Source organism: Rhizobium hidalgonense, assembly GCF_002914525.1.
GTDB lineage: Bacteria > Pseudomonadota > Alphaproteobacteria > Rhizobiales > Rhizobiaceae > Rhizobium > Rhizobium hidalgonense.
In genome coordinates, this window is sequence record NZ_LODW01000033.1 from 21,581 (window position 1) to 34,561 (window position 12,981).

Sequence of the window (12,981 nt, forward strand, 5' to 3'; positions counted from 1 at the left end):
CCTCTGATACGGCATCCTCCGGCAAGGGAATTCGGACATGAAACTTGCGACCTTGAAGGACTCCACCCGGGACGGCCGCCTCGTCGTCGTTTCCCGCGATCTGACCCGCTGCTCAGAAGTCGGTCACATCGCCCGCACCCTGCAAGCCGCGCTCGACGACTGGGAGCATGTGGCGCCGAGGCTTGCACTGGTTGCCGAAGGCATCGAGACCGGGGCGCAGCCGACGATCCGCTTTCACGAACATGACGCCGCATCGCCCTTGCCGCGCGCCTATCAATGGGCCGACGGTTCTGCCTACGTCAACCATGTCGAACTGGTGCGCAGGGCGCGCGGCGCCGAGATGCCGGCAAGCTTCTGGACCGATCCGCTGATGTATCAAGGCGGCTCGGACGGTTTCCTCGCGCCGCGAGAGCCGATCATCGTGGCGGATGAAGCCTATGGGATCGACATGGAGGGCGAGGTCGCCGTCATCACCGGCGATGTCGCGATGGGGGCGAGCCCGGAAGCTGCCCGCGGCGCCATCCGGCTGCTGATGCTCGTCAACGATGTGTCGCTGCGCGGCCTGATCCCGGAGGAGCTGGCGAAAGGCTTTGGTTTCTTCCAGTCCAAGCCGGCCTCGGCATTCTCGCCGGTCGCGGTGACGCTGGACGAACTCGAAGGCGCCTGGGATGGCGGCAAACTGCATCTGCCGCTGCTGGTGAGCTTGAACGGCAGACCATTCGGCAAGGCGAATGCCGGCATCGACATGACATTCGATTTCGGCCGGCTGATCGCCCATGCCGCCAAAACCCGGCATCTGACGGCCGGAACGATCATCGGCTCCGGCACGGTTTCCAACAAGCTCGACGGCGGCCCCGGCAAGCCGGTGGAAGAGGGGGGAGACGGCTACTCCTGCATTGCCGAATTGAGGATGATCGAGGCGATCGAGAGCGGAGCGCCGAAGACCCCCTTCATGAGATTCGGTGACCAGGTCCGCATCGAGATGAAGGATCAGGCCGGCCATTCGATTTTCGGGGCGATCGAGCAAACGGTTGGAAAATACGAGGGAGCCGACGAGGGATGAACGAGGTGGTTCTCTACGACTACTGGCGATCGTCGGCGAGCTACCGCGTCCGTATCGCGCTCAACCTCCTGGGTCTCGACTATCGGACCGTGCCGATCAACCTGTTGGACGGCGCGCACCGGATGCCGGACTACCTCGCGCTCAACCCGCAAGGGCTCGTGCCGACGCTGGTGATCGATGGGAAAACACTGACGCAGTCGCTTGCCATCATCGAATATCTGGCCGAGCTTCGGCCGGAATGCGGATTGCTGCCTTCCGATAGCGCCGATCGCCAGAAAGTCCGCGCTCTGGCCTATGCGATCGCCATGGACATCCATCCAATCTGCAACCTGCATGTCGTCTCGCATCTGCTGACGCTGACGGAAAAGGCCGATGCCCGTGAGGAATGGATGAAGCACTTCATCGCCGACGGGCTTCGCCGAGTGGAGGCCATGATCGGCGAGGCCGATGGAAAGTTCAGCTTTGGCGACAGGCCTGCGATGGCCGACCTCTGCCTTGTTCCCCAGCTCTACAACGCCCGCCGCTGGGGCGTTGATATCACGTGTTTCAGCCGCATCACCGACATCGACGCCAGGTGCGCCGAACTGCCCGCCTTCCAGGCGGCGCATCCCGACCGCGTGAAACCGTAACGTCATTGCGATAAAACTCATCAGGCAGAGTCGGCCTCTCCGGTCTCCCTCATTCCTGTGACAGGCACAGGAATGAGGGAGTAGGGAGTATACAGCAAGAACCGCTAAGCTACGTTTGCCGCTCCCCGCCCTGGACGGCGAAACTACGCGTCCCGCCACGAAGAGAATATCGCAGCCTGGCCCAACCGCTCGCCCGCTTCATCGATGAGCTGCCAGACAGTGAAGTTGTCGACCCAGAAACGGCGGCCCGATTTCGCGACCCTGACACCGCGGCCATTGTCGACAAAACCATCACGCGTGACGGCATCGAGCAGCCGCTGGCGCTCGGCGCGATCGGGCTGTTCGGCCGAAAGCCGCGACGGCAGCGTGATGAATTCATCCCAGCTGTATTCGAAGCACTTCTGCGCCGTGCAGTTGGCGTAGACGAAGCGCGGATCCGGCTCGGCATTGTGGGCAAGACCACGGAAGCCGCATCGTTATAGAGCCAGTCCGGCCCTTGTCCGTCCTGGACAAGATGACGGCCGGTGATACGCAGGTAACTTCCGGTGAGGAGGAGGAAGAAATCGGCATCGCTCCTCAGATCGAGGGCGTGATTGTCATAGGCAAAAGTCACGAACTGCCTCACGGGTCAAATGCTTCGATGCAGGCGACATAATCGACAATCATTGCATCGGTCTACAGCGCCCGCAGCTTGGGCACTGATAAGACTGGTTTCATGCATATGTGCCGACGTTTAGCCGGCGCATTCCCACGGTGCGGACAGGAACCTCGCGATTGCCGAGAGGAACCGGCGTTTACCCTGTCTCATCACTTCTGATTGTGCCGCTTGCCAGAAGATCGCCCCTTGTGCATTGATCGGATGCTGGTGGGGCAGGGGTGAAATATTCTCGTCAAAGCTGTTGATCTTGCAATCGCGATCGCCACGAGCCTGGGTCGCATTGAAGCGGGCTGACGCCAAGAATTCGGTGATCAGCCTGGCAACAAGTGAGCAAGATATGCTGCGCGTGACGACAGGAGAAATACGGGTGCTCAAGGGCCGGAGTAGGATGCGGAAATTCGTCTCATTGATATCGATGCTATTAGCGTTGATCGCCCTGGCCGGGGAGGCGCATGCGGCCATTTCCTACCAGCGCCTGGATGGCGCTCCGGGAGAGCGTGGTCTGGTGATAAAGGGCGTGTTTGAATTCTCGGACGACCCAGCTCAGCTTGTCGACGAATACAAGCAGTCCCAAGCGGATTACATCAGCTTTGACTCGCCCGGCGGGAACGTGGTGACCGCGATCGGCTTCGGCCGCGCCATCCGCGCACTGAATGCAAGAACGCTCCAGATCAGAGCCATGGAATGTGCATCGGCTTGCGCCTTCGCCTTCGTCGGTGGCGTCGAAAGGTTTGCCGAGCCGGGCTCCATCGGCGTGCACCGCGTTTCCCTCGATGTCCCCATGGACAACACATTGGCAGTCTCGACCGTTCAATTGCTGACCGGCGAGATCATCGGCTATCTTACCGACATGGGGGTAAGCCCCAATCTGCTGCAGCTCAGCCTGTCGATCGACAGCACCGACATCAGGTACCTCACCGCTGCGGAAATGCGAGACTGGAACATCAACACGCCCGAGGATATGCCCTCGGCACAGGAAAGCGCGTCGCCACCGCCAGGCGCAACACCGCAGGAGAGCGCAGCACCCGCCGACATGGCGTCAGACCCCGGTGATTCCGAGGAGGCCGGCACATCCGAACCCGGCGACCTGACCACGGAGGCGATTGATTTCGTCAACCGATACAATGACGAATGGTCGAAAGACAGTGCCTCGGCATTGGCCTTCATGAAGGGCGTCTATGCCGACGAGGTCTCCTTCTTCGGAAACTCGGTCGCCAACGACGCCGTCCTGAAGGAAAAGGCAGCCTTCGCCCAACGCTGGCCGGAGCGCATCTACAGCGTCAAGCCAGGCTCGGTGACTGCGAGCTGTGCCGGAAAATGCGAAATGTCGGGAATTGTCGAGTGGTTTGCCCGAAACAAGGACACGGGTAAGACGTCCGCCGGGATGGCGGAATTCTCTTACGTGTGGAACACGGCCTCCCTTCAGATCGAATCCGAGACCGGAAAGGTGATCGCCACGGACAAGGGTGCCAAGGCGCCAGATCGATTGATTGATCAGTGGATAGGGCTGGACGACATCTGCCGCGGTAGCACCGATCGCGAGGGCGCCGCGACGCTACGGGCGTGCAAAAGGCGCGACGAGCTCGGTCCGCTACTCGATCGCGTCGACTGGTGTTATGGCCATAAGGACGAAGCCGGCATGGAGATGAAATGGCACAAATGCGATGCCAACTCCCGCAGATATGACGAGTAAGCAGCGCCGGTCCGGAGGCAGCGACCGCAGGTGCCGCAGTCTGCCCGAGGGAAAGAGCGGGGGGCTGTGACTGCTTCAAAGCGAAGGCATCTGGCTAGCAGCCATCAAGCACCTTGATCCTCGAGACCAGGGTCTTGCCAAACACATAGGTGGTCTGGACATCGGCTCGGCCCTTGCAGCGACGGCCGTCATTGGTGACGTATTCGTAGGAAACCCGGACGTTGTCATCGCCGCGCAGGGCCGTGCCGGTGAGCTTGAACGGCTGCGACATCGCGCCGTAGAAGGCGTGGATCGACGCCTCGTTGAAAGGGCCCTTCCCGCGCTTTTCCGGAATGACCAGGGCCGAGGCGGTTTCACCATCGGCTGCGGCGAGCGCGGAGTAAAAGGCCGTCACCGCGCCCATCGGATCGTGCGGAAACGTCTTGCCCGCCTCGGATGCCGGAGGTCCGTCCTCGTCAATCGCGTCGTAGGTGATGCCGACGGCCTGCGCCTTGGCGGCCGTCAGCCACGCGATGCCTTCAGGCGGTGCCGACGTCACGTAGGCGATGGCAGTGTCAGACAATCCCAGCTGGTTGAGGTAAGCTCCGACCAGTGCGTTGGCGACGCCGCTTTCGCTGGCCTTGCCGTCTACCACTCGATAGGCGGCATGGAAGCCGATATTGGATTCGGGCTGAAGAAACCTCTGCGACCCGGCAAGCCAGGTGAGGGCGCAAGCCGACGCGCACAAGGTCCCCGGCGGAGTGGCCGTCGCAAAGCCTCGAAGGCGGATGGCACGCCCGATCTCGATCCCGGCTTTGAGATCCCCGCCCTCGCTGTTCAGAAAAACAAGGGCCTTGCTGGAGGCTGCGGCCAGGTTTCTGAAGGCGATTTCGTCACCGTCGTTCAAGATGCCCGTGACGGAGATCAGGTCCGTATCATTCTCCAACGGCTGTCGCGTGATCTCTGCTGCAGACAGAGGAAATGCGCATAGAAACAACAACTCAGCCGCGATGTAACGCATCGATTCGCCCCGCCTTTACGATCCTCATTGAACATCGCCAGGAATGTTTTGCAAGTCCGATGGGGCGGCCCACCGAGGCAGGCCTCGGTCAATGCGCGGAGTGGCGGATCGAAGGTACGTTCCGCCCATAAAAGCATGAGAGGCCCGGTTGCCCGGACCTCCACGATGTTTCAGATGAGAAAACCACCGAAGTGTTGGCCAACTCACTCGCAACTCATTGATATTCACCACCCACCTTCCGGAAAAACCACCGACAACTGGCCATTCTTGAAGTCAAAACTGGCCAATGATCGGAGGCAAAGTAAAAGCCGGATCGGAATCCGGCTCCAAGGGACGTCAGTTACTCTGATGGAAAGAGGTGGAGGACTTCTGGCCGCCGATAAAACGGCATGTTTCCCGAAGTGAATGCCGGCTCGAATCCTGCCTGATCGAGATGGAGCCTCAGCTTTCTGCTGCTCCATCCCCGGATTACTGAAAGATTCGAGAGGGGAACAAACTCTCTTCTGAAGGCGGAGAAGACATCCGGTTTCACGACGGTGTGCCAGGTCCGCTTTACGGGGCTGCGTCGGCTGACCGTAGCGAGGTGGCCGTCTCCAACCAACGCCTGGATGACCCTGTATGATACCGGGATCATTTTCTCGAGGTCGCGGAACGTGAAGCAATTATGTCCTTCGCGGAGCAGCCTTTCCTTTATCTCCTCGGAGTCGATCCGAACGGCGGCGGTGCCGATGTTATCGACGGCCCATGCGACAGTCTTCAACTCTCCTGTTAGCACCAGCTCGACGATCTCCTCGAAGGCGCGGTTGAATTTTCGGGAGACCGCCCCGATGTGACTCAGCCTTGTATCGTCATCGCAGGTGACGACCGCTTGGAGGCTACCCAGGAACGCGTCCAAGTCGCTCCGAATGAACCGCCGGTAGACGGGAACCTGGGCATCGAAGCAATTTCCTCCGTGAGGCGTCAGGATGCCGCGTTTGACGAGTGCAGCGAGTTGACGTTCGTTGATGCCCAGATGATTCTGCGCCTCGTGGATATCCAGGCTCTCACGTGCCTCTACGGCAAGTCTTTGCATGATGTCGGCTGGGAGGAGTATCCTGTCGGGTGTCCTAGCTTGGTCTTCGACCGGGACGAGATCGCCGTTCACCACCAGTTTTTGCAAGCGCTTCACATGCATCCCAAACTCCGCCGAGGCCGACCACACCGAATGAAGTCTCCGCTCGGTGACGGGGCCGAGGAATTCATCGCCGGGGCCGAGCGGAAGGTTGCTGATCGCGACGTCCCGCATGATCTTCCGGATCGGTTCATAGCCCTCGTCATCGGTTTCGTGGGCCAGCCACTCGTAAATGCGGCCGAAGAGCGCGCGACCGCCGGGAGGGCCTTTTCCATGATGAAACCTCTGAAGTTGGGTCGCAAGGAGTTCGCGCAAACCGGTTTCGCCGCCGCGTAGCAGATCGTATCCTGTTCCTGCGCATGCCGACCATTCCCTTCGGTCGATTGTCGCCATCCGAAACCGAACACCGTGCCTCTCGGCGGCGCCGACCATTTCGCACAAACGGACAGCGACGTAGAAAGGCAGGGTATCAAGCCAGGCCGCGCCCGTGTTCAAGCCTGCGAACCGTGCCTCCGCATAGTTTTGAAGGTTGTCGGATTCCCACGGTGCTGCGTCGGATCGAAGTTCTTGGACATTTTTCTTCTCGACCGACAAATTGGCTGCGAAGTCGTGGACGAACGCTGAGGCAGGGTTGTGGCCGGACGTCACTAGGCCGACGCCATGGCGCTTGCACATACGGATGGGCGTTACCAGCCACAGAACGCGGCCGTAAGCTCTGAAGCCACGTCGTCCCTCCAAATGCTTCTCGTCTTCCTGGACGCAGAACGGGCAGAACCTAAGTCTCTGGCGCTCTACGAGAGTCTTGCTGAGCTGCTGCCCTAAAACGGTGGTCATGCGATTTCGGGTCACGACCGTACCGGGGGACAGTGATGCGACGGATGTTCCGAGCATCCCAGCGAACGTTTGAACGTCGGCTTCATCCCCGACCACCAGACCATGGAAGCGAAATCCAAGATCAGCGCCGAACGACCGTGCGTGGCGATAGCCGCATGCAGCGGCGAGGCGGGAGCAATAGCTGGCGATCGTCTCGCCAGCGTTGAACGGTAGGAGTTCTGCAAGCCTGTTCATTGCGGGCGCACTCCGTACTTCGTTGCGCTCTTGCCCTTGGATTTCAGACGGGCTTCCTCCCAAGCCCTGTCGTCGTCGCGCAGCAGCGCGGTCGAGGGCTCGAGTTCCTCCCAGTTGTCCGCCTTGAACACGTTCTTGCTCGGCCTGCATCCAGAAAAGGAGGCATAGGTCTTCATGAAGTCTTCGACAGTCACATGCTCCCTCTCGGCGAGAATCGCGACCTCGACCGCTGCCCGGATCATCTGGACGACCGAACCAAATTCAGCGTCGCATGCATGCATCAGCCGTTTTAGAAATTCGTACTTTTTCTTCGGGTCGGGATCATCATCGTCCTCCGCACGCGAGGCGCCGGGTTCTTCCAAGTCGATGCGGATTTCCATTCGCGCGTGCTCGCGGACGATCGTCTCGAGCACGCTACGGATGACCTCCGTGCTACCATCGGCGTCGATGGAGTCGAATGGCACGACGGTTCGACGATTGTAGAGCTGCTTGCGCGCAAGAAAACTCGCGAGGGGCGGAACACCAATGAGGATCAGTCGCACGGGCCAATCCCGCATCTGCGTCAACGTTTTAAATGCGTTCCCGATTACCTTCGCCTCACGGATCGTCGCCTCCTCGATCGCATGCTGGGCCTCGTCGATGACGACCCACCTGACTTTGTGAACCTTTAGCAGTCGGCGAAACAGCCGCCAGGCTTCGTTTTCGCGAATCTCGTCGCGGGGCTCATGGCCGAGTGCCTCCAAACCTGCGATGGCCGCCAGACGAGGAGTGCTCGGGGAGGGATTGTCGATGAAGATCACTGGGTGGACCTCCACGCCGTCGTCGTCGATGTACGACTGCATTGCCTTGATATTCTCGACGTGTTTCGCGACTGCGGTCGTCTTGCCGGCTCCCGAGCGACCGCATACCGCAACGATGCGCCGTTTATCGGGCTTTCCTGTAATCGGCGTCGTCAAGCTCGCGACAGATGCCATCAGCGCTTCCCTCAGCAACACGTCGCGGTCGAGCGGGATATATTTGTCATAGAGTTCTGCGATACGATCGGCGAGCGCGAGACGGTTATCGCCGATCAGGCCACGGACACGATCGATGGCGGCCTGGCTGCGCTTGGCGTCGTAGTCTTTTTGGAACTGGGTCATGGTGTCACTCCTTAATCCTTGTCGAAAATGTCGTTGCTGATGCGCTGGACGACCGAGGCCTCCCTTTCTTGGTCCGGCTCCTCATGGCTTGAGGACTTCGGCGGAGTGCCGAGCGCTGGACGGCCCCAGGAGTCCTCCTCCTCGCGGACGGCCTTCACACTCTGCTTCTTCTTCGCGTAGACGATCGGCTCGATGCGTAGCGCCGCGAAAAGTTCGTCGGACGGGTGCCACTCGCCTTCCGGCCGGCGCTCGCCTTTCACGGGGCTGTCGACGAGATCGAAGACGCGGTCCATTTTCTTCTCGAAGCGCTGATAGTCGTCGTCGGTCAGCACTGGGTTGACGAGCCCGGCCTCCAGCCGCGCCATGTCGGCCTGCTCCTTCAGCCACGCGAAGGTGTCGAGGAGGATCTGGCGCGAGGCCTTGGCGTTCTCCGAATTGAACAGCTTCAGCCGTTCGGTCGCCGCCAGCCACTGCCAGATGCTGACGCCTTCCAGCTCTTTGAACACGCACGGAACTTCGATCCATCCGTTCTCGGTCAAAACCGAGATGCCTCCCAGATTGTGGTTGTTGACGCGCCCGATGACCTTGGCCTTCTTCGTCTTCCGACGAAGCTGCTGGAGCTGCTTGCTCTGAAAATAGAGACCGGCGGTGCGGTAGCCCTTCTTGCTGATGACCCTTTCGACGTAGGTTCCGAAAAGGTGCGTTCTCAGGGAGCCCGTGGGGCCGGGCTGGACGCCGTAGTCCCTCGCGAGCTCCAGCCACCGACTATTGGGCGTCGCGCCGTTCAGCTCTGAATGCGGAGCGTTGTGGTATCCATCAACGACCCACCGGATCATGCATTCTGCCGCCTGGTCGGCAACGGTCGCAGCGTAACCTTCGGAATCGTAGTCGCCCTTCTCGGCCGAGGATCCCCAAGTCTTGCCGTCGAAGTAATTGAACATCTGGGTCGCGAAGGTCAGGAACCACCGTTCGATGAAGCCACGCATCGAAGCCTCGCCGGCCGGGGGCAGGAAAAGATCCACGCCAGCGTCGTTGACGGCGACACGGAACGGGCGGTGCGCGAAGTAGACGGCGCTGTCGACGGCGAGGATTTCCATCGTGCCGCCCTGGATCCATGGTGAAAGGCATCCGAGACGATGGGCCATGTCGCTTTTGTCGCGTGTCGCCATCTCGAGCGCGGTCATCGCCGACTTCTTCGACGGCGGCTCCGCGCTGATGTGCAACGCGATGATGCTTCTTGACGCGACGCAGATCATTGCTGAGATCCAGAGCCGGATACGCTTGATCCCCCGCCTTTCGGCTCGGGAAAGTGTCTTCCAGATCCCGATTTTTACCAGGATCGTCTGGAGATCGGTCTCATGGTCGTCAAATTCGACACGTTCGAGGGCGCGGATCACGTCGATGCCGCCATGTTCCGGTTGCCATTCGCGTCGCGCGGCCTCCTTGCCGTCGCGGCCGAGATCGCGCCACATTTCGGGCAGCGCGTTGTATCGGTTCCGAAGCGTTTCTTCGACTGGGATCCGGAGCTGGTCTGCAAGCCCGCGCGTTTTATTGGCCGCCTCCATCTTCCTCATCATGTCCTGATGGATGGCGGCCAGGTTGGGATCGGTTCTGGAGCAGGCTGCGCGCACGGCGTCGTTCAGGTAGGAAAACTCCTCTGGCGTGAAGTACTCTGGCCGATCGTGCCTGTAGTTGTTCTTCAAGCAGAGCGGATCGAAGTCGTTCTCCTTCATCCTCGCGATCCACCCCTTCAGGGTTGACGGCTTCGGTTCGAAGAGAGCTACCTTTGCTTTGGTCTTGTAGGTGGCGGCCGAATTTCCCTGTGCTCTGAGCTGGAGATCGCGCCAGGCCTGCGCGATCATCGGGACGACGCGCTGCAGGACGTCTGGGGATGTGCTGACGGGTGGCGGCGGAGGCAGGCCGTCGATACGGGCGCGCCTAAGCTTCTCTTTGTAGTCAGCCCGCAATTCGAGATACTTACGGACGAAGAACTCCTTCTGGATCACGTCCTGCTGATCGGCAGGGCTCAGTGCGCTGAGGCTGGCGGACCCGCCAAGCCTGGCCTTCGCCTTACGCTGCGAATAGAAGCCGAACTCCACTGTCATCGGATGGGGTCTGCGGTTCAGGCTCTGGTTGAGCTCGGCCTGTGTGAAGCTGACGGTCGCGTTGGTCTCGTCCATCCGCTTGAGAACCGCGCCTTGCCGGTCGCAGTACAAGACGGTGTAGACGATGCCGAGATCGGTGACCTTGGCATCCTCGGGAAGCCGGACGAACGGAAGCGAAGCGGGGGCGTGCTGGAGGGCGAGTGCCGCGCGGAGATGATCCTGCATATAGTGAACCTTCAATGATTGTGGTTGAATTTGACAAACGGAGCGTCGACCAGCTTCAGATCCGGGCGTATCGGCAGCAGAATCTCGTCGTGGACCAGGCACCACACCGCATTCCAGGCGCAGGCCGGGTTCTCGAACACGGAGATCAGAGAGCGCAAGGAAACGGTGCCGTGGAATTTCGACGCGTAATCGCGGAGCCTGTCGTTGTCGTCCGCCGCGGAGTGCTTCAAGGCGCGGAGGATGGAGTAAGCGTTCCATCCTCGGTCGTGGGTAATCTCGCGCTCGGTCATGATGGTCGCTTCGTCGGCAAAGCCCTCGAGCGAATGGCGGTTGATGCTGTCGATGGTGTAGGGGAGACCGTCCTTGTCCAACAGCCAGGTGGGGCGGACGGCAACGACGATGCTGGTGCCGGTTTCAGCCATCGTCGCACGGTAGTCGATCGTATGCTTCTGCGTGCCGTCTTCCTGAATGATGGGAACGGCCGATGGCTGATCTTCGACGAGCGAGATGTGCCGCGAGGCGCAGAGCATATAGGCAAGGTTCATCTCGTACGTGCTCGAGTGCGTGAGTCCCTTCCTCGTCTTCGGGTTCACGATGCTGCCTCGTGAATGGCCTTTTGTCCGCGCCGGATACCACCTGCTCGGGGTCGGCTCCAAGGTGGGCTGCCAGACCCACGGAAGGTCCGCGAGGCCTGAGTAGTCCTCCTCGTCGTCGGCATCCGCCTCCAGCGGCAGGTATTTTCCGGAGATGGGGCCGTCTGATTTGAGGAAGAAGGTCTCACTAGGCAGAGGCAGGAGTGTGCGGTCGAAGCCCGACTCCACCTCTTTCATGTAACGGATGATCTGTCTGATGCGTGTCATTTGTTCTCCTTGGACGCGGGAATGCCTCCGCTTAGGCCGTGAGGCCGCGGTAGGGGGCTGGAAAGACGGATGTCAGGCGCCGAGACGTCGGTTCGGGGGATGGAGGTCTCGAAATGGTAGCCGGCGACCGCATACCTGATGGTGTCCTCCATCCGCCGGACGGGTGCCACGCTCCTTGCGGATCATGTGCGCGATCAGGCGACGCTCAAGCATTTGCTCCTCCCTCGTCCACGGGAGACTTGAGGGAGGCGTCGACGAACTCCACTACGTCGGGCACGTGATCGTCGGGCCAGTGGGGCGACCTGGTGCATGTCTGTTCGTCGTCGCTCTCGGATCGCACCGATGACAAAGCACGGGCAAGAAACGCGACGTCGGCGCCTACGCTTGCAAGCTTTCGGACTACTGGTTGCATGGCTTTCTCCTGTATTCGGGCATGGCTTCGCCGTCCGCGTTCACGACGCGGCTCGGCGGCCTGTTGATGTGGGAGGACTGGAAGCGCCCCGCCGGCTGGCGACGAGGCGGTGACTAGTGGATCGAGCGCATGGTCGCCGGTCGAAGTCTCACCGACAGCCTCCAGGATTCGGGCGTGACGACCACGATGTCGGATCTGCCGATGGGTGCCCGAGGCGCGTAACCAGATACAGGAGCCGCATTTCACGGGCGGTTTCCGGATCCGGATCGAGAGGGATCCGCAGGGCGCTCGTTTCTCGTTCGAACCTCGCGATCTCCGCCGGATCGTCGCCGGGCAATCTGAAGCTTATGGTCTTTCTCCTCTTCATCGAGGTCTCCTTCTCGGTGGTTGATCTCGGGGCCGGGGGCGACGGAGCGCGCGGGTCCGCCTTCGCCGTTCATTTCCGACCGATGTCTGTCGACCGCCCCCGCGGCACTTTAGGGGGCGGCGGCGGCGCTACCGCGAGCGCTTGATCCGGGCGCGCATATCTTCGAGACTGGGCGGCGACGGAAGATTGCGGAGCCGCTGCCAGGAGACGCCCAGGACCATCGGAAGATACAGCTTCACGGTCTCCGCGAATTCTTCCCTGCTCGGGATCGGCAGGTGGCGTCCGGTGCGGGCCACCCACACGGCGATCTCCTCGAAGAGCCGCACGTACAAGGCGTCGACGTCGCTGGCGTGCGCCCGTCGCCATTTGTCGACGACGGCGAACTGGAAGGCCAGTCCGAGGGGGTCGTTTGTCAGGTTTCGCATCCATTGGGCGCAGTGCGGCTGCGTCCTGCTCAGTCTCGTGATGATGTCTTCCATCTGGCGTCTCCTGGGCGCGTTCGTGCGTTCGCGGCGAAGGTCGCCACGTTGAAATTTTCCGTTCTGGACGAGCGTCTCCGATCCCGCGACGGATGCCGCAGGCTCGGAAGCGTTCGGTTTTTCAGTGAGTTAGATCAGCGCCGCTGGATCGCGGGCGCCGCATGCTGGTCTA

At 60.9% G+C, this 12,981-nt stretch carries 9 protein-coding genes and 1 pseudogene; 3 read left to right on the forward strand and 7 right to left on the reverse strand.

Annotation, left to right across the window (positions count from 1 at the left end):
- Positions 1 to 37 precede the first annotated feature (37 nt).
- Positions 38 to 1,063, forward strand: a complete 1,026-nt coding sequence (locus ATY29_RS02670) for a fumarylacetoacetate hydrolase family protein (RefSeq protein WP_097534983.1) — start codon at positions 38 to 40, stop codon at positions 1,061 to 1,063.
- Positions 1,060 to 1,692: a maleylacetoacetate isomerase gene (gene maiA / locus ATY29_RS02675; protein WP_097534985.1), complete on the forward strand. Its 633-nt coding sequence runs from the start codon at positions 1,060 to 1,062 to the stop codon at positions 1,690 to 1,692. The genes ATY29_RS02670 and maiA overlap by 4 nt, the downstream gene beginning before the upstream one ends.
- A 143-nt stretch (positions 1,693 to 1,835) precedes the next feature.
- Here maiA and ATY29_RS02680 read toward each other — a convergent pair.
- Positions 1,836 to 2,305, reverse strand: a pseudogene (locus tag ATY29_RS02680) (MEKHLA domain-containing protein).
- 412 nt (positions 2,306 to 2,717) lie between these two features.
- On the opposite strand from ATY29_RS02680, the gene ATY29_RS02685 reads away from it, so the two are divergent.
- A complete protein-coding gene (locus tag ATY29_RS02685; protein WP_097534987.1) occupies positions 2,718 to 4,043 on the forward strand; it encodes a COG3904 family protein in 1,326 nt (441 codons plus the stop codon).
- Between the two features lie 94 nt (positions 4,044 to 4,137).
- Here ATY29_RS02685 and ATY29_RS02690 read toward each other — a convergent pair whose 3' ends face one another.
- From ATY29_RS02690 to ATY29_RS02720, 6 genes are all read right to left on the reverse strand, one after another.
- On the reverse strand, positions 4,138 to 5,043 hold the full coding sequence (locus tag ATY29_RS02690; protein ID WP_097534991.1) for a COG3904 family protein: 906 nt from the start codon (positions 5,041 to 5,043) through the stop codon (positions 4,138 to 4,140).
- 340 nt (positions 5,044 to 5,383) lie between these two features.
- Positions 5,384 to 7,222 carry a TniQ family protein gene (locus tag ATY29_RS02695; RefSeq protein ID WP_165779384.1) on the reverse strand — a complete coding sequence of 613 codons (1,839 nt, stop codon included), beginning with the start codon at positions 7,220 to 7,222 and terminating at the stop codon, positions 5,384 to 5,386.
- The gene (locus ATY29_RS02700; RefSeq protein WP_097534995.1) at positions 7,219 to 8,361 is read right to left on the reverse strand and encodes an ATP-binding protein; all 1,143 of its coding nucleotides are present in this window, start codon (positions 8,359 to 8,361) and stop codon (positions 7,219 to 7,221) included. The genes ATY29_RS02695 and ATY29_RS02700 overlap by 4 nt, the downstream gene beginning before the upstream one ends.
- A gap of 11 nt (positions 8,362 to 8,372) precedes the next feature.
- The gene (locus ATY29_RS02705; RefSeq protein WP_097534998.1) at positions 8,373 to 10,691 is read right to left on the reverse strand and encodes a TnsB C-terminal domain-containing protein; all 2,319 of its coding nucleotides are present in this window, start codon (positions 10,689 to 10,691) and stop codon (positions 8,373 to 8,375) included.
- Positions 10,692 to 10,702: 11 nt separating this feature from the next.
- The gene (locus tag ATY29_RS02710) at positions 10,703 to 11,551 is read right to left on the reverse strand and encodes a hypothetical protein (RefSeq protein WP_097535000.1); all 849 of its coding nucleotides are present in this window, start codon (positions 11,549 to 11,551) and stop codon (positions 10,703 to 10,705) included.
- 907 nt (positions 11,552 to 12,458) lie between these two features.
- Positions 12,459 to 12,809 carry a hypothetical protein gene (locus ATY29_RS02720; protein ID WP_097535004.1) on the reverse strand — a complete coding sequence of 117 codons (351 nt, stop codon included), beginning with the start codon at positions 12,807 to 12,809 and terminating at the stop codon, positions 12,459 to 12,461.
- Between the last annotated feature and the right edge of the window lie 172 nt (positions 12,810 to 12,981).